At 72.0% G+C, this 15,941-nt stretch carries 18 protein-coding genes; 9 read left to right on the forward strand and 9 right to left on the reverse strand.

What is annotated here, in order from left to right:
* Positions 1 to 79: 79 nt before the first annotated feature.
* Both ACQEUX_RS22385 and ACQEUX_RS22390 read left to right on the forward strand, forming a co-directional pair.
* Positions 80 to 1,129, forward strand: coding sequence for an aldo/keto reductase (locus tag ACQEUX_RS22385; RefSeq protein WP_433051657.1), 1,050 nt, complete (start codon positions 80 to 82; stop codon positions 1,127 to 1,129).
* 98 nt (positions 1,130 to 1,227) lie between these two features.
* Positions 1,228 to 2,193 (forward strand): alpha/beta hydrolase family protein, encoded by a 966-nt coding sequence (locus tag ACQEUX_RS22390; protein ID WP_433051660.1) that lies wholly within the window; start codon positions 1,228 to 1,230, stop codon positions 2,191 to 2,193.
* 107 nt (positions 2,194 to 2,300) lie between these two features.
* Here ACQEUX_RS22390 and ACQEUX_RS22395 read toward each other — a convergent pair whose 3' ends face one another.
* From ACQEUX_RS22395 to ACQEUX_RS22405, 3 genes are all read right to left on the reverse strand, one after another.
* Complete coding sequence (locus ACQEUX_RS22395; protein ID WP_433051663.1) at positions 2,301 to 3,263, reverse strand: zinc-binding dehydrogenase; 963 nt, start codon at positions 3,261 to 3,263, stop codon at positions 2,301 to 2,303.
* 87 nt (positions 3,264 to 3,350) lie between these two features.
* A complete protein-coding gene (locus tag ACQEUX_RS22400; RefSeq protein ID WP_433051666.1) occupies positions 3,351 to 4,529 on the reverse strand; it encodes an NAD(P)-dependent malic enzyme in 1,179 nt (392 codons plus the stop codon).
* Positions 4,530 to 4,672: 143 nt separating this feature from the next.
* Positions 4,673 to 5,023 carry a S24/S26 family peptidase gene (locus ACQEUX_RS22405; RefSeq protein WP_433051669.1) on the reverse strand — a complete coding sequence of 117 codons (351 nt, stop codon included), beginning with the start codon at positions 5,021 to 5,023 and terminating at the stop codon, positions 4,673 to 4,675.
* An 84-nt stretch (positions 5,024 to 5,107) separates the two neighbouring features.
* On the opposite strand from ACQEUX_RS22405, the gene sodN reads away from it, so the two are divergent.
* From sodN to ACQEUX_RS22420, 3 genes are read left to right on the forward strand one after another with little or no spacing between them, the layout of a single operon-like run.
* Entirely contained in the window at positions 5,108 to 5,512 is a 405-nt protein-coding gene (sodN, locus tag ACQEUX_RS22410) for a superoxide dismutase, Ni (protein WP_354963765.1), read from the forward strand.
* Positions 5,509 to 6,072, forward strand: a complete 564-nt coding sequence (locus ACQEUX_RS22415; RefSeq protein ID WP_433051673.1) for an N-acetyltransferase family protein — start codon at positions 5,509 to 5,511, stop codon at positions 6,070 to 6,072. Before sodN ends, ACQEUX_RS22415 begins: the two co-directional genes overlap by 4 nt.
* Positions 6,073 to 6,104: 32 nt before the next feature.
* Positions 6,105 to 6,512, forward strand: coding sequence for an ATP-binding protein (locus tag ACQEUX_RS22420; RefSeq protein WP_433051676.1), 408 nt, complete (start codon positions 6,105 to 6,107; stop codon positions 6,510 to 6,512).
* 12 nt (positions 6,513 to 6,524) lie between these two features.
* Here ACQEUX_RS22420 and ACQEUX_RS22425 read toward each other — a convergent pair whose 3' ends face one another.
* Positions 6,525 to 6,914, reverse strand: coding sequence for a hypothetical protein (locus ACQEUX_RS22425; protein ID WP_433051679.1), 390 nt, complete (start codon positions 6,912 to 6,914; stop codon positions 6,525 to 6,527).
* 43 nt (positions 6,915 to 6,957) lie between these two features.
* On the opposite strand from ACQEUX_RS22425, the gene ACQEUX_RS22430 reads away from it, so the two are divergent.
* Positions 6,958 to 7,908, forward strand: coding sequence for a diacylglycerol/lipid kinase family protein (locus tag ACQEUX_RS22430; protein WP_433051682.1), 951 nt, complete (start codon positions 6,958 to 6,960; stop codon positions 7,906 to 7,908).
* Positions 7,909 to 8,355: 447 nt separating this feature from the next.
* On the forward strand, positions 8,356 to 8,613 hold the full coding sequence (locus ACQEUX_RS22435; RefSeq protein WP_007072794.1) for a WhiB family transcriptional regulator: 258 nt from the start codon (positions 8,356 to 8,358) through the stop codon (positions 8,611 to 8,613).
* 70 nt (positions 8,614 to 8,683) lie between these two features.
* Here the strand turns inward: ACQEUX_RS22435 and ACQEUX_RS22440 are convergent, their stop codons facing one another.
* The 5 genes from ACQEUX_RS22440 to ACQEUX_RS22460 form a co-directional block, all read right to left on the reverse strand.
* Complete coding sequence (locus ACQEUX_RS22440; RefSeq protein WP_433051686.1) at positions 8,684 to 9,496, reverse strand: sirohydrochlorin chelatase; 813 nt, start codon at positions 9,494 to 9,496, stop codon at positions 8,684 to 8,686.
* Positions 9,478 to 10,239: a phosphoadenylyl-sulfate reductase gene (locus ACQEUX_RS22445; protein ID WP_433051689.1), complete on the reverse strand. Its 762-nt coding sequence runs from the start codon at positions 10,237 to 10,239 to the stop codon at positions 9,478 to 9,480. Before ACQEUX_RS22445 ends, ACQEUX_RS22440 begins: the two co-directional genes overlap by 19 nt.
* Entirely contained in the window at positions 10,236 to 10,397 is a 162-nt protein-coding gene (locus ACQEUX_RS22450) for a hypothetical protein (protein WP_167393614.1), read from the reverse strand. The genes ACQEUX_RS22445 and ACQEUX_RS22450 overlap by 4 nt, the downstream gene beginning before the upstream one ends.
* Positions 10,394 to 12,106: a nitrite/sulfite reductase gene (locus ACQEUX_RS22455; RefSeq protein ID WP_433051692.1), complete on the reverse strand. Its 1,713-nt coding sequence runs from the start codon at positions 12,104 to 12,106 to the stop codon at positions 10,394 to 10,396. Before ACQEUX_RS22455 ends, ACQEUX_RS22450 begins: the two co-directional genes overlap by 4 nt.
* 290 nt (positions 12,107 to 12,396) lie before the next feature.
* Positions 12,397 to 13,308: an ArsR family transcriptional regulator gene (locus ACQEUX_RS22460; protein ID WP_433051695.1), complete on the reverse strand. Its 912-nt coding sequence runs from the start codon at positions 13,306 to 13,308 to the stop codon at positions 12,397 to 12,399.
* 62 nt (positions 13,309 to 13,370) lie between these two features.
* Between ACQEUX_RS22460 and ACQEUX_RS22465 the strand changes: the two genes are divergently transcribed.
* Together ACQEUX_RS22465 and ACQEUX_RS22470 are read left to right on the forward strand one after the other, a co-directional pair.
* Positions 13,371 to 14,396 carry an aldo/keto reductase family protein gene (locus ACQEUX_RS22465; RefSeq protein ID WP_433051698.1) on the forward strand — a complete coding sequence of 342 codons (1,026 nt, stop codon included), beginning with the start codon at positions 13,371 to 13,373 and terminating at the stop codon, positions 14,394 to 14,396.
* 36 nt (positions 14,397 to 14,432) lie between these two features.
* Positions 14,433 to 15,938, forward strand: a complete 1,506-nt coding sequence (locus ACQEUX_RS22470) for a glycosyltransferase family 39 protein (RefSeq protein WP_433051701.1) — start codon at positions 14,433 to 14,435, stop codon at positions 15,936 to 15,938.
* Positions 15,939 to 15,941 lie beyond the last annotated feature (3 nt).

Below are 15,941 nucleotides of genomic sequence, written 5' to 3' on the forward strand. Positions count from 1 at the left end.
ACCTAGAGCCGACTCTAGCTCCTAGGGTGCCAGGTGATCGCTCGCTGCGATCACCGCTGACCAGTAAGGGAGCATCGACGTGCGCTATCGCACCCTCGGCGGCACCGGCATCGAGGTGAGCACCCACTGCCTCGGGACCATGATGTTCGGTGCCGTCGGCAACCCCGACCACGACGACTGTGCCCGCATCATCCACACCGCTCTCGACCAGGGCATCAACGTCATCGACACCGCCGACATGTACGGCCGGGGTGAGTCCGAAGAGATCGTGGGGAAGGCGCTGCGGGGGCGCCGAGACGACGTCGTGCTGGCCACGAAGGTGCACTTTCCGATGGGCGAGGGCCCCAACCAGGGTGGCAACTCGCGGCGTTGGATCCTCAAGGCGGTCGAGGGGAGCCTCCGGCGGTTGAACACCGACTGGATCGACCTCTACCAGATCCACCGTCCCGACCCCTCCACCGACATCGAGGAGACGCTCTCGGTGCTCACCGACCTCGTACGCGAGGGGAAGATCCGCACCTTCGGCTGCTCGACGTTCCCGGCGGAGGAGATCGTCGAGGCGCACCAGGTGTCCGAGCGCCGCGGCCTCGGGCGCCTGCGCACCGAGCAGCCGCCGTACTCGATCCTGGCCCGCGGGGTCGAGGCCTCGACCCTCCCGGTCTGCCAGCGCTACGGCATGGGAGTGCTGGTCTGGAGCCCGCTCGCCTTCGGGTTCCTCAGCGGCAGGTACCGCAGGGACCAGCCCATCGACCTGTCGACGGGGCGCGCCGTACTCCGGCCGGCACAGTTCGATCCCGCGATCGCCGAGAACGCCGCCAAGCTCGACATCGTCGAGCAGCTCGTCGACCTCGCGGCAAGCATCGGCTGCACGCTTCCGCAGCTCGCCATCGCGTTCACCGTGGCCCATCCGGCCGTCACCTCGGCGATCATCGGACCGCGCACCATGCAGCAACTGGAGGATCTCCTCAAGGGCGCCACGCTCACCCTGGACGATGCGACCCTCGACCGGATCGACGAGATCGTGCCGCCCGGGACGAACCGGTACAACCCCAACGCCGCCTTCCCGCCCCGCTCACTGACCGACACGGGACGACGGCGGCGCCCCCTCGCCGACCGTGCTGCGGCCTGAGTGAGCCTGCTGCTGGCTGCGCCGCGTCGGGTGAGCGGGTGGGCACAGCGCGCCAAAGCCCACCTGGCAAGTCGGCGGGACGAGGCACAATCGGATCCATGTCGCGTCGCGTCACCCCCGCACTGATGGCCAGCGCCGTGCTCATGGCCGGTCTGGTCGGCTGCTCAGCGGACACCCGGCCGAGCGGGAGCCCGCAGGCGCCGGCCGAGCCGAGGCCCGCCACCACGCCAACGCCGCGGGTCCCAGCCGGGACCGCCCCGCAGCACGCCTTCGCGGTCGGCGTACGCCAACTCAGGCTGGACCGGGACGGCCGTGCGCTGCCGGTGACGCTCTGGTACCCGGCGGCCGGGGAGACCGGCGGTGCGGCCAAGCGGTCGGCACCGGCGGCGAGCGGACGGTTTCCGGTGGTGATGTTCAGCCACGGCCTGGGCGGGCGGCCGGACGACTACGCCACCCTGCTGACCCGGTGGGCGGCGGCAGGTTTCGTGGTGGCCGCGCCGACCTTCCCGCACACCTCCCGGGGTGCCGACGGCAACGTCCTCGACGTGCTCAACCAACCGGCGGACGTGTCGTACGCGCTGGACCAGGTGCTGGCGTTGGACGGCAAGGCCGGCGACTCGTTGCGTGGCCGGCTGGACGCCGACCGGGTGGCCGCGGCCGGGCACTCGGCGGGCGGGGTGACCACCATCGGTCTCTTCACCGCCAGCCGGGACGAGCGGCTGGACGCGGGTGTGGTGTTCGCCGGCACGGCGCTCGGCGTGGGCACCGCGTTCGCCGGTGCGGCCGCGCCGCAGCTGTTCGTACACGGGGAGCTGGACGAGGTGGTCGAGTACGCGGCGGGCAAGGCCGTGTACGACAAGGTGCCCTGGCCGAAGGCGATGCTGAGCCTGCCGAAGGGCGACCACGGGCGGGCGCTGCTCAGTGACGGCGCCACGCTGCGGGTGGTCTCGGACACGTCCGTCGAGTTCCTCCGCTGGTCGCTGTACGGCGACGCGGCGGCCAGGAAGCGAATCCCCACCGACGCGACCCGCGGCGACATCGCCACCTTCGACGATCACCTCTGACCACCGAGGCGTCTCAATGGCCCCGCAACATCAGGAATGCCGCTGCCTCAGCGCTCCGGAGGCGGCAGTTTCCCTGATGTTGCGCGGATCATGAAGGCAACGCCTGGTCAGGCGGTGTGGTCGATGACGATCTTGCCGAAGGCGTCGCCGGAGTGCAGACGGGCGAAGGCGTCCTCGACCCGGCTGAACGGAATGACGCTGTCCACCACCGGGCGCACCTCGTTGTCGGAACAGAACGCCAGCAGCTCGTACAGCTCGCCGGGGGTGCCCATCGAGGTGCCGAGGATCTCCAGCTGCATCGCGAAGACCCGGCGCAGGTTGACCGACGGCTCGTGCCCGGCGGTCGCACCGGAGACCACGATCCGGGCCATCGGCGCGGCCGACTTCAGCGAGTGGTCGAAGGTGGCCGCGCCGACCGTCTCGATCACCACGTCGACCCGTTCCGGCAGCCGGGCACCGGGTTCCACGGCGGTGGCGCCGAGGGCGGAGATCCGCTCCCGCTTGGCGGCGTCGCGGCTGGTCGCGTACACCCGCTTGCCCATCGCGACGGCGAGCGCGACGGCGGCGGTGGCGACGCCGCCGCCCGCGCCCTGCACCAACACGCTGTCCGCGTCCGCGACACGGCCCTTGGTGGTCAGCATCCGCCACGCGGTCAGCCAGGCCGTGGGCAGGCACGCCGCGTCGGTCGCCGCCATGCCGTCGGGCAGCGGGATCAGGTTCGATCGGGGTACGGCGACCCGCTCGGCGAGGGTCCCGGGGAAGAACTCGGACAGGATGGAGACCCCGCGGGGGTCACCCCGGGTGACCACCACCGGGTACACGACCACGGGATGCCCCTCCGGGTCCAGGCCGACCGCGTCGCAGCCGAGGACCATCGGCAGCTGGGCCTCCGTGAGCCCCACCCCGCGCAATGACCACAGGTCGTGGTGGTTGAGCGAGGTGGCCCGCAACTGCACGGTCACCCAGTCGTCGGCCGGGTGGGTCGGCTCGGGTCGCTCACCGACGGTGAGCGCGGCCAGCGGATCGGCGTCGTCGAAGCGGGAGGCGAAGGCTGCACGCATGATCAGCACGGTAACAAGCTGAGCGCCCGTTAAGAAGGTGCCCCGCGCACAGGCCGGCGGCGCATGCCGCGCCGGAGCGCCCCCGGCCCATGCGTCCTACCGACGGGCGACGCCGTCGCGGCGGGCGGCTTCGGCGACCGCCTCGGCGACGGCCGGCGCGACGCGCGGGTCGAGCGGAGACGGGACGATGGCGTCGGCGGTCAGCGACTCGGCCACCACACCGGCGATGGCGTCCGCCGCGGCGACCTTCATCCCCTCGGTGATCCGGGTGGCGCCGGCATCCAGCGCACCACGGAACACCCCCGGGAACGCCAGCACGTTGTTGATCTGGTTGGGGTAGTCACTGCGCCCGGTGGCGACCACCGCGACGTGCCGGGCGGCCACCTCGGGGTGCACCTCCGGGGTCGGGTTGGCCAGCGCGAACACGATCCCGCCGGGTGCCATACCGGCCACCGCGGCCTCCGGGATCTGCCCGCCGGAGACCCCGATCAGCACGTCCGCGCCGCGCAGCGCCTCGGTGATGTCGCCCTGGCGGCCGTCCGCGTTGGTACTCGCCGCCAACTCGGCCTTGGTGCCGGTCAGCTCGGTGCGGTGCCGGCCGATGATCCCCTTGGAGTCGCAGACCACCACCTGGTCGGGGTTGACGCCCCCGGCGACCAGCATCTTCGTCACGGCCACCCCGGCCGCGCCCGCACCGCTCACCGCCACCCGCAGGTCACCCAGCTTGCGGTTGAGCAGGGACGCGGCGTTGCGCAGCGCGGCGAGCACCACGATCGCGGTGCCGTGCTGGTCGTCGTGGAAGACCGGGATGTCCAGCGCCTCGTCGAGCCGCCGCTCCACCTCGAAGCAGCGCGGCGCGCTGATGTCCTCCAGGTTGATCCCGCCGAACGAGGGGGCCAGCGCCCGCACCACGGCGACGATCTCGTCCACGTCCTGCGTGTCCAGACAGACCGGCACCGCGTCCACCCCGGCGAACTGCTTGAACAGCACCGCCTTGCCCTCCATCACCGGCAGCGCGGCGCGTGGGCCGATGTTGCCGAGCCCGAGCACCGCCGAGCCGTCGGTGACCACCGCGACCGTGTGCGACACCCAGGTGTACTCGTCCACCAGGCCGGGATCGGCGGCGATCGCCTCACACACCCGGGCCACCCCCGGGGTGTACGCCAGGGAGAGGTCTTCCCGGCTGGTGAGCGGCACGGTCGAGGCGACGGCCATCTTTCCGCCGCGGTGCAGCAGGAAGACGGGATCAGCGGGGTCCACGGTGGACGAAGACATGGTGGTGACTCCAGGATCTGTCGAGCAGACGGGGCGGCCGGCCCGGCCGCGAGGTGGGCGGCGAGCGGTGGCACGCGGTGCGGGGGGTCACCCGGGCACTTTCCGAGCATAGTGTCGGCACTGCCGCCCGGATGTGAGCGGGGTCATAACCGGGGGCGAGGAACCCGACCGGGGCGCGGCCAGTAACGGGCCACCACCCTCCCCCGCACGTCGGCCACCCCGTACGCCCGAGAGTCATCGGTGATCAACTCGTTGTCCCCGCGCAGCCACCAGCCGCCGTCCTGCGGTCGGACCGCCCGCTTCACCACCAGCAGCTCGGGTCGGGTCCGGAAGACCGCGACCACCACGTCACCCGGTCGGATCGGGCGGCCGCCGGGGCGGACCAGAACCGCGTCGCCGTGCCGCAGCGCCGGGGCCATCGACGGACCGGTCACCAGAACCGCGGTCAACAGACCCCGCAACCGGGGCGCCTCAGCCGGGTGATCGGTGGACACTGGTTTCACCTCCACCCGGTTCGGGGAGCATCCCCAGGAGTAATGTCGCCTTTGATCATCGCAAACTTCCCATGGAGGATCCCGATGCGACTTCCACGCATCCTTGCGCCCCGCGTCACCGCGAGCGCTCACTGCGACCTGCCGTGCGGCGTCTACGACCCGGCCCAGGCCCGGATCGAGGCCGAGTCGGTCAAAATGATCTGCGAGAAGTACCAGGCGAACACCGACCCGGAGTTCCGCACCCGCGCCGTCATCATCAAGGAGCAGCGCGCCGAGCTGGTCAAGCACCACCTGTGGGTGCTCTGGACCGACTACTTCAAGGCGCCCCACTTCGAGAAGTACCCGAACCTGCACACCCTGTTCAACGAGGCCACCAAGCTCGCCGGCGCCGGTGGCGTCAAGGGCAGCCTCGACCCGGCCACCGCCGACAAGCTGCTCGCGAAGATCGACGAGATCTCGAAGATCTTCTGGGAGACCAAGAAGGCGTGACCCCACCGGTCATCCCGACGATCCGGCCGGCACGTCCCGAGGACGTGCCGGCCGTCGTCGCCATGGTGCACGAGCTGGCGGAGTACGAACGTGCCCCCGACCAGTGCCACCTCACCACCGAGCAGCTGACGTCGGCCCTGTTCCCGACCGCTCCAGGTCGCGGCGTGGCGTCAGACGCGCCGAGCACGGCTGCTCCGGCGCTCTTCGGTCACGTCGCGGTGGACGAGCGCGACGAGCCGGTCGGCTTCGCGCTGTGGTTCCTCAACTTCTCCACCTGGGCCGGTGTGCACGGCATCTACCTGGAGGATCTCTACGTCCGGCCGGCCGCCCGGGGCACCGGGGCCGGCCGACTGCTGCTCGCCACCCTGGCCGACATCTGCGTACGACGCGGTTACCGGCGGCTGGAGTGGTGGATGATCGACTGGAACCCGGCCGCCGGGTTCTACGCCTCGATCGGCGCGGAGCAGATGAGCGAGTGGGTCCCGTACCGGCTCAGTGGCGACGCGCTGCGTGACCTGGCAACTCAGGCGACGGCCGCCGGCACGCGTACGGACGACTGACCGGGTAGAGTCCCCGACCGGGGGGATGAGGCGTGACTCAACTGACCGGCCAGACAACGACCGACGACGACGTGGTGCACCTCACGGTGCCTGCCGACGGCGGTTACCTCGGCGTGCTCCGTACCGCCACCGCCGGTCTCGCGGCCCGGTTGCAGTTCGCGCTCGACGAGATCGAGGATCTGCGGATCGCGGTCGACGAGGCGTGCGCCATGTTGCTCGCCATCGCCACCCGTGACGCCGAGCTGGAGTGCCGCTTCGCGGTCACCGAGGACGCGCTGACCGTCGAGGTGACCGTGCCGACCGTGCGCGGTGCCACGCTGCCCGCCGAGTCGTCCTTCGCCTGGAAGGTGCTCACCGCGCTGACCACCTCGGCGTCCGCCACGGCCACTGAGGGTCGGGCCACCATCGCGCTGCTCACCCGCCGCTCCGGCGGCTACTGACCGCCGGCACGGTCACTCGAAGCCGAGGGCCCGGGTCGTCGGAGGGCTGACCAGCAGCCAACCCACACCCAGGCCGAGTGCCATCAGCGGCACGCCCAACCAGGCGAGCCCGGCCTGGATCATGAACCACCCGATCGGCAGCAGCATCAGCTGGAGCACGATCGCGGGGGCGCGTGCGCCCGCCTGACGGCGCAGCAGCGCACGGCCCAGCGCCCAGAGCACGACCGCCGCCCCGATGGCGAAGACGGTCACCAGCAACGCCGACAGAAGATCGGTGGTGGTGGCCGTGAGGTCTGCCCAGACCAGCCAGACGGCGATCAGCCCGACGACAGCCGCCTCCGCCCACAGCAGCCGGACCGCCCAGCGGAGCGTGACGGGAAACGGGGCCGAGTCGATGGTCACGCGCGCCACGATACCCGGGCTACCGAGAGGTACAGTGCCGCCCATGCGGGCCGTCCTGGTGGTCAATCCAAAGGCCACCACCACCAGCGAACGCAGCCGGGACGTGCTTGTCCGGGCGCTGCGCAGCGAAGTCGATCTCAGTGTGCGCTACACCCGGCGGCGCGGGCACGCCGTGGCGTTGGCCCGGGAGGCCGCCGCGGAGGGGGTCGACCTGGTCGTCACCCTGGGTGGTGACGGCACCGTGAACGAGGTGGTGAACGGCCTGATGACGGCCGAACCGCCGACTCGCGCCGACGACGCCCCGCTGGCCGAGCGGCTGCCCGCGCTGGCGACGGTCCCGGGTGGCTCGACCAACGTGTTCGCCCGCGCGCTGGGCCTGCCACGGGAGTGGCCGGAGGCGACCAGCATGATCCTCGAAGGGCTGCGGCTGGGCCGGAGCAGGACGGTCGGGCTGGGCCGCGCGGACGACCGCTACTTCACCTTCTGCGCCGGGTTCGGCCTGGACGCCGCAGTGATCCACCGGGTGGAGCAGGCCAGGCGTAAGGGCCGGGTCTCCACGCCGGCGCTCTACCTGCGCTCGATCATGAACCAGTACTTCCTCGCCTCGGACCGGCGGCACCCGGCGATCAGCCTGGAGCGTCCGGGCGAGCCGGCGGAGGCCGAGCTTGCCACCGTCATCATCCAGAACACGGCGCCATGGACGTACCTGGGCGATCGGGAGATCAACCCGAACCCCGCCGCGTCGTTCGATCTCGGGCTGGATGTGCTGGCGTTGCGTCAGCTCCGGGTGGCTAGCACAACACGGACAGTGACGCAGTTCTTCTCCCGGCAACCGGATCCGCGTGGTCGGCAGGTGTTACGACTCCATGACACGGCGGAGTTCACGCTGCTCTCCAGCCGCCCGCAGGCGTTCCAGCTGGACGGCGACTATCTCGGCGAGCGGGAGAAAGTCAGATTCACCTCCGTTCCCGCCGCACTGAGAGTAATCTGCTAGGTCTCGGGTACTGCCCTAGGTCGACACGGTGGCCGCAACCGCTTCGGCCGGTCGCCGCCACACCGAGGGGCAGGTGCCGGAAATGTCAGCAATGTCACGCGGACTGTACTATATTGATCCTCGGCTGTGGCACGGCGGGTAACCAGGAAAGCACTGGAACTCGGGCAAATGGGTTGTGGGCTTGCTCACCGCCCGGAGTTTTTCCGAGCGTCACCCTTGACATCACGAGCGTTCGTGAAAGTATTCACAAGCGAACTTGAGTTACCGGGACATTGCCTGGATATGCTCGTCAGGTTGAGCTGTTCCAGCAGGTCCCCGGCACTAACTGCCTGCTCACGCACTGCCGAATGGACGGACGCTAACTGTCACCATCGGCACTGCTGATGCAATAGGAAAAGCACGACAAGCAATAATTGCCACCCATCCAGAATGAGGAGTGTTGCCGCCATGGACTGGCGTCACCATGCTGTCTGCCGCGACGAGGACCCGGAGCTGTTCTTCCCCATCGGGACGTCCGGACCGGCTCTCCTGCAGGTCGAGCAGGCCAAGGCCGTCTGCAGGCGCTGCTCCGTGACCGACCAGTGCCTGCAGTGGGCACTCGAGTCTGGTCAGGACGCCGGCGTCTGGGGCGGAATGAGCGAGGAGGAGCGGCGCGCTGTCAAGCGGCGCGGCGGTCTCCGGGTGCTGCGCGCTCACTCCGCCTGATCCCCAACGACACAGCTGTACGCCCCGGTGGGTTCGCCCGCCGGGGCGTTCCGCTGTTTTCGGCGCGGGATTACCGCGCCGCCGTCACCACGGGCCGGCCGGACCGGTCGTCGACGCGGCGCAGCACCAACTCGACCAACTCCGGCGCATCGGTCAACGGGGCGGCGACCGCCGTCGCGCCGGCCGCCCGGGCCGCCTCGGCCACCGCGTCGTGAAACAGACCCGGCGCCAGGAAGTACGCGGACACCGCGACCCGGCGTGCGCCGGCTGCCCGCAGCCGGGACACCGCCACGCCGGCAGCCGGTGGAGCCGCCGAGGCGTACGCCACCCGGCAGGGCACCCCGAACTCCACACCGAGCGCGTCCGCCACCCGGCCCACCGACCGGCGCGCCCGCGCGTCCCGGGTGCCCGCCGCGGCCAGCACCAGCGCGTCGAAGCGACCCGGATGCGCCTCACCGAGCCGACGGCACAGCCCGGCCAGCAGCCCTGGGTCGACCGCCCCGTCCGCCGGGCCGAGCACATCGGTCACCCGTACCGCCAGCGGTGGCCCGGCCTGCGCCGCCGCGGCGACCGCCGCCGGGATGTCCACCCGATGGTGGTACGCGGCGGTCAGCAGCAGCGGCACCAGTACCGCCCGACGGTGGCCGGCCACGGCCAGATCGCGGAGCACCTCGGTCGGCCCCGGCTCGGTGTGGTCCAGCCAACTCGCCCGAACCGGCGTGCCCGACCGGGCCGCCGACACCGCCCGGGCCAGCGCTCTGGTGGCATCGGCCGCCCGTGGATCACGGCTGCCGTGCGCGACCAGCACCACCGGAACCGCCCCGCCGGCCGCACCAGGGCTGGTCGGGGTCGTCGCCGGGGAGGTCAGACGTGCAGCCCGCACTCGGTCTTCTCGAACATGGCCCACCGGCCGGCCCGCGCGTCCTCGCCGGCCCTGGTCCGGCGGGTGCACGGCCAGCAGCCGATCGAGCCGTACCCCTGCTTGAACAGCTCGTTGACCGGCACGTTGAACCGGGCGATGTAGGCGTCCACGTCCCCCTGGGACCACGCCGCGATCGGGTTGATCTTGACCTTGCCGCGCCGCGCGTCGAAGGTCACCACCGGCGTGTTCGCCCGCGTCGGCGACTCGTCCCGGCGCAGGCCCGCGGCCCAGGCGTCGTACCCGGCCAGCGCCCGCTCCAACGGCTCCACCTTGCGCAGCTGGCAGCAGTCGTCCGGCGACTTGTTGAACAGCCGGGGGCCGTACTGGCCGTCCTGCTGACCGACGGTGAGCCGGGGGCGGATCGACCGGACGTTCACCGGGAGCGTCCGGGCGACCTCGTCGCGCACCCGTAGCGTCTCGGGAAAATGCAGGCCGGTGTCGAGGAAGACCACGTCCACCCCGGGGGCCACCCGGGACACCAGGTGGGCCAGCACGGCGTCGGCCATCGAGCTGGTGACGCAGAACCGGTCGCCGAAGGTCTGCGCCGCCCAGCGGGCGATCTCCAGTGCGGGGGCGCCCTCCAGGTCCCGAGCCGCCTGCTCGGCCAGAGCCCGCAGCTCGTCCGGCGGACGTCGGGCCGGATCGGCCGGGGCGGGACCACCCGGGCCGACCAGGCCCAGGCCGGCGGCGGAGACGAGGCTCATCGGGTAACCGCCCGCGAGAGCAACCCGGTGAACTTCACCGAGAAGACCCGGGTGCAGGCGTGGCACTCCCAGGCGCCGTGCCCCGCCTCGTGCGGCCGCAGGTCCTCCTCGCCGCAGTACGGGCAGTACAGAGGTGCCGCTCGGTTCTCGCTGCTCATCGCAGTTCCTCCTCGTCGACTCTGATCACCCAGTTGGCGAACGTCTCGCCCTCGCTGCGACCGGCCAGGTAGCGACGGGCCAGCCGTTCCACGTACTCCGGGAGCTCCTCGGCGGTGGTCTTCAGGCCACGCAGCTTGCGGCCGAACCCGGCGGTCTGCCCCTGCGCCATGCCCAGCCCGCCGCCGAGGTGCACCTGGAAGCCCTCCACCTGCCGGCCGTCGGGGCCGAGGACCAGCTGGCCCTTGAGCCCGATGTCGGCCACCTGGGTGCGCGCGCACGCGTTCGGGCAGCCGTTGATGTGGATCGAGATGTCCGCGTCGAAGTCGCGCAGCCGCTGCTCCAGCCGGGCCACCAGCTCCTCGCCACGAGCCTTCGTCTCGACGATGGCGAGCTTGCAGTACTCGATGCCGGTGCACGCCATGGTGCCGCGCCGCCAGGCCGACGGCCGGGCCTCCAGGCCGATCCCGCGCAGCGCGTCGACCAGCGACTCCGTCCGCTCCGACGGCACGTCGAGCACCAGCAGCTTCTGGTACGGGGTGAGCCGCACCCGGTCACTGCCGTGCGCCTCGACCACGTCGGCCAGTTGGCTGAGCTGCGCGCCGGACACCCGCCCGACCACCGGGGCGGCGCCCACGTAGTGCCGCCCGTCGGCCTGCTCGTGCACGCCCACGTGGTCCACCGGCTTCGACGGCAGCACCGGCGCGGGGCCGTCGAGCAACGTGCGGCCGAGGTAGTCCTTCTCCAGGACCTCGCGGAAGCGCTCCACGCCCCAGTCGGCCACCAGGAACTTCAGCCGGGCGCGGTTACGCAGCCGGCGGTAACCGTAGTCGCGGAAGATCCCCACGACCCCGGCCCACACGTCCGGCACCTCGGCCAGCGGCACCCAGACGCCGAGCCGCTGGGCGAGCATCGGGTTGGTGGAGAGACCGCCGCCGACCCAGACGTCGAAGCCCGGGCCGTGCTCGGGGTGGTCGACACCGAGGAAGGCGATGTCGTTCGACTCGTACGGGGTGTCCACCAGCCAGGAGATCGACGTCTTGAACTTGCGGGGCAGGTTGGAGAACTGCTTGTCACCGACGTACCGGGCGACGATCTCGTCGATCGCCGGCGTCGGGTCGAGCATCTCGTCGCGGGCCACCCCGGCGACCGGGCTGCCCAGCACGATCCGCGGGCAGTCGCCGCACGCCTCGGTGGTCTGCAGGCCGACCGACTCCAACCGACGCCAGATCTCCGGCATGTCCTCGACCCGGATCCAGTGGTACTGGATGTTCTGCCGGTCGGTGATGTCGGCGGTGTCCCGCGCGAACTCCCGGGAGATGTCCGCGATCACCCGCAGCTGGGCCAGGCTGAGCTGGCCGCCGTCGATGCGGACCCGGAGCATGAAGAACTCGTCCTCCAGCTCGTGCGGTTCCAGCACGGCGGTGCGTCCGCCGTCGATGCCCGCCTTGCGCTGGGTGTAGAGACCCCACCAGCGGAACCGGCCGCGCAGGTCCTGCGGGTCGATGGAGGCGAAGCCACGGTGCGCGTAGATGTTCTCGATGCGAGCCCGGACGTTGAGCGGGTCGTCGTCCTTCTTGATCCGCTCGTTGGGGTTGAGCGGCTCGCGGTGGCCGAGCGCCCACTGGCCCTCACCCCGTGGCCGGCGCGGCGCCCGGGCCGGGCGGGCCGTCGGGTCCTCGGAACGGGCCGGGATGCTGCTGACCGCCATCGCGGCGTCCTCCGTTGTCTGCTGTGCCTCGGGCAGGGGGCGCGACGGCCGGCCCGGCGAGAGCGGGCGGGACAACGGTGTCTGAGACAGCCGGCGCGGAGCGCGCCCGAGACAGATTGGTCGGGCGTCGTCAGTTGGCCGGACAGATCGCGCTGCGCACGCGGCCGTAATCGACGTGGCGACGAGCCACGAAGCGGCGGACGACAGCGGCGGTCATGCGGCCTATGCTGCCACATCCCATGGGGGCCGGCCAATGTCCGCGTGCTGGATCCCACATCACGGGCCGAGGGTCAGCCGACCAGCTGGTCACCAAGGACAGTTCGGGCATAACGCACCACTCGCCCCTGCCGTACGCCGACGACCAGGCCGTTGTCCCGCAGCGTGGTGAGGTGGTGCGACGCGGTCGCCGGCGCGAGACCCAGCATCGCGGCCAACTCGCCGGTGCTCAGCGGCGAGTCGAGCAGGGAGAGCGCCGCCGCCCGGGTACCGCCGAGCAGGGCGCCCAGCGCCGCGCTGGGCGGCGGCGAATCCCACAGCCCGCCCAGCCCGGTGGGCGGATAGCACAGGGCGGGCCCGGCATCGCCCTCCATGATCGCGTGCACCGTCGGTCCGGAGAACGAGGTGGGCAGCAGCGTCCACGGGCGCCCGTCCAGGCCGGCCGGCCGGGTCGTGCCGACGGCGACCCGCAGCGCCGCGCCGTCCCACCGGATCAACGGGTGCAGCTCGCGGAGCAGGGTGCGTCCGCCCTGCTCGGCAGCGAGCAGTGTCCGGCGCCGGATGTCGGCCAGCGCGAGCGCCCGCAGCCGGGGCCAGTCCGGTGCGATCAGCAGGGTGAAGTACCGGTGGAGCTGCGCGACCAGCTCGTCCGGGGCCAGCCGGGGCGCGCCGGCCCGCTCCAGTTGCCGCCGCACCCGGGACGGGTCGGTGCCGGCGACCGCCCGCAACTCGGCCGCCAGGTTCGGTGCCACCCCGATCGGGGTGAGGAAGTCCGGCACGTAGCCGTTGGACGACCTGAGCACCGCCAACAGCGGCTCCAGGCCGGCGCCCGGCAGCAGCCGCTCGGCACGCTCCCGCCACGGACGGTGCACCCAGTACTTCTCCGGCTTGCGCAGCGCCCAGGTACTGGCCACCAGCTCCGCCAGCGGCGAATGCACGAAACGGACCCGGCTCAGGTCGTCAGGAGTGAACTGAACCTCGATCACAGACGGATTCGACCACGGTCGAACGGTTCGGCGACAGCGCCCGACCGATTGAGGATCCTCACATGGAGTACAGGCAACTGGGCCGGTCGGGCCTGCGCGTGAGCGCGGTCGCGTACGGCAACTGGGTGACCCACGGCAACCAGCTCGACGACGACGTGGCGGCCACGTGCGTCGCCGCCGCCCTGGACGCGGGTATCACCACCTTCGACACCGCCGACCGGTACGCCCAGGGGCGGGCCGAGGAGGCGCTGGGCAAGGCGCTGAGCGGCGTACGGCGCAGCTCGATCGAGCTGTGCACCAAGGTGTGCCTGCCGGTCGGGCCGGGAGCCAACGACGCCGGGCTGTCCCGCAAGCACATCATCGAGGGCTGCCACGCCTCACTGGGCCGGCTGGGCACCGACTACATCGATCTCTACCAGGCGCACCGGTACGACGACAGCGTGCCGCTGGAGGAGACGATGACCGCCTTCGCCGATCTGGTACGCCAGGGCAAGGTGCTCTACGTCGGCGCCTCCGAGTGGACCGCCCCGCAGTTGCGCGCGGGCCTGCGACTCGCCGCCGAACTGCACGTTCCGTTCATCGCCAACCAGCCGCAGTACTCGATGCTGTGGCGGGTGGTGGAGGCCGAGGTGGTGCCCGCCAGCGCGGAACTCGGCCTGGGTCAGCTCGCCTGGTCGCCGCTTGCGATGGGAGTGCTGACCGGCAAGTACCAGCCCGGCCACCGTCCACCCGCCGGCTCCCGGGCCACCGACGGCTTCGGCGGGTCGTTCATCGCCCGCTACTCCTCCGATCTGCTGCTCTCCCGGGTCAGCCAGCTCCGGTCGATCGCCGAGGCCACCGGCTGCACGATGGCCCAGTTGGCGGTCGCCTGGGTGTTGCACCGACCGACGGTGGCCAGCGCGATCGTCGGCGCGTCGCGACCGGAGCAGCTCGCCGAGACGGCCGGGGCCACCACGGTACGGCTGGACGACGAGCTGATGGCACGGATCGACGCCACGCTCGGCGAACTCGTTGAGCGTGATCCGGCGAAGACCGCCCGACCGAACGACGTGATGCCCGCCTGGCGTCCACCGCCTCCCGCCGGCTGAGGCCCACGACCGGGATGGCCGTGGCAGGCTCGGACCGTGGGCATAGCGTCCGAGAAGCCGATCGGCGCGGCGTGGGACCACCTGCGCCGCGTGCCGGTCTGGCTCGCTCCGGCGCTGCTGACCCTGGCGGTGACCCTGACCGGCCTGGGCTCCGCCCAGCTCTGGCGCGACGAGCTGGCGACCTGGAGCGCGGCCACCCGGTCGCCCGGCGACCTGGCCCGGTTGGCCGGCACGATCGACGCCGCCACCGGCCCGTACTACCTGCTGATGCACGGCTGGCTCGCGGTCGTCGGCGACTCCACGATCGCCCTGCGCGCACCGGCCGTACTGGCGATGACCGTGGCCGCCGGGTTGCTCGCCGTGCTCGGCGCGCGGCTCGTCGACCGGCGCTGCGGCCTCTTCGCCGGGCTGCTGTTCGCGGTGCTGCCCGGCACCTCCCGCTACGGGCAGGAGGCCCGCCCGTACGCCGTGGCCACCATGCTCGCCGTGCTCGCCACCCTGCTGCTGGTGACCGCGTTGCGCCGACCGACCTGGGCCCGTTGGGCCGGTTACGCCGTCGCCGTCGCCGCTCTCGGACTCATCCACCTGATCGCACTCACCCTGCTCGCCGCGCACGCGCTGGTCGTCCTGCTCGCCTGGTGGCGAGGCCCGGCCGCGGCCGGCGTCGCCACCGGGTCACACCGCACCGCTGACCGGGACCGGCGGGTGTGGCGGTGGGTGGTCGCCGTGGTGCCGGTCGTGCTGCTGGCCGGCCCGCTGCTGCTCAAGGCCCGCACACAACGGTCCCGGCAGTTGAACTGGGTCCACCTGGCTGGGCTGGACGACCTGACCGCCCTGCCGGGCGGGGTGGCACAGAGCAGCGTGGTGGGCGGCCTGCTGCTCGGGGTCGCCGCGCTGGGCGCGGCCCGGCTCGGGCGGCGCGCCCTGCTGCCGGTGAGCGCGGTGCTGCTGCCCGTGCTGCTGCTCTTCGCCGCCGGCACGGTCGTACCGCTGTGGGTGCCCCGGTACCTGGTCTTCGTGGTGCCCTTCGCGTGCCTGCTGGCGGGCGCGGCGCTGGCCTCGGTAGCCGCGCCGGCCGCGCTCGTCGTGGTGGTCCTGGCCGGGCTGCTCGGCCTGCCCGACCAGGCCGCGCTGCGGCGGACCCACGAGTGGCCGCGCAGTGCGCCGGTGGACTACGCGGGCGCGGCGCGGGTGATCGCCGACGGTCAGCGGCCGGGCGACGCGGTGGTCTACTCGCCCCGGCACAGCTGGCTATTCCTCGATCTCGGCATCGAGTACCACCTCGCCGACCCGCCACGGGACGTGCTGCGCACCGAGGACGAGGTCCGCCTCGGCGACCTGTGGGCCGCCGAGTGCCCCCAACCGGCGCAGTGCCTGGTCGGCACGTCCCGGGTGTGGCTTGTCGTCGCCGGCCGGCACGGCGAGCCGCTGACCGGCGTGACCGGTGCCAAGGGTGACGCGCTACGCGCGGACTTCACCGTCGCCCAGGTGTGGCAGCGCCCCGGACTGACCGTCGCCCTGCTGACCAGCCGCGCGGCCTGACCG

Source organism: Micromonospora sp. CA-259024 (assembly GCF_050936255.1).
GTDB lineage: Bacteria > Actinomycetota > Actinomycetes > Mycobacteriales > Micromonosporaceae > Micromonospora.

Excerpts from the sequence above, each read along its gene's own strand:
- ACQEUX_RS22430 (WP_433051682.1), top strand. The coding sequence starts at position 6,958 with ATGCGGGCCGTCCTGGTGGTCAATCCAAAGGCCACCACCACCAGCGAA.
- ACQEUX_RS22450 (WP_167393614.1), bottom strand. The coding sequence starts at position 10,397 with ATGAGCAGCGAGAACCGAGCGGCACCTCTGTACTGCCCGTACTGCGGC.
- ACQEUX_RS22390 (WP_433051660.1), top strand. The coding sequence starts at position 1,228 with ATGTCGCGTCGCGTCACCCCCGCACTGATGGCCAGCGCCGTGCTCATG.
- sodN (WP_354963765.1), top strand. The coding sequence starts at position 5,108 with ATGCGACTTCCACGCATCCTTGCGCCCCGCGTCACCGCGAGCGCTCAC.
- ACQEUX_RS22455 (WP_433051692.1), bottom strand. The coding sequence starts at position 12,106 with ATGGCGGTCAGCAGCATCCCGGCCCGTTCCGAGGACCCGACGGCCCGC.
- ACQEUX_RS22445 (WP_433051689.1), bottom strand. The coding sequence starts at position 10,239 with ATGAGCCTCGTCTCCGCCGCCGGCCTGGGCCTGGTCGGCCCGGGTGGT.
- ACQEUX_RS22465 (WP_433051698.1), top strand. The coding sequence starts at position 13,371 with ATGGAGTACAGGCAACTGGGCCGGTCGGGCCTGCGCGTGAGCGCGGTC.
- ACQEUX_RS22435 (WP_007072794.1), top strand. The coding sequence starts at position 8,356 with ATGGACTGGCGTCACCATGCTGTCTGCCGCGACGAGGACCCGGAGCTG.
- ACQEUX_RS22400 (WP_433051666.1), bottom strand. The coding sequence starts at position 4,529 with ATGTCTTCGTCCACCGTGGACCCCGCTGATCCCGTCTTCCTGCTGCAC.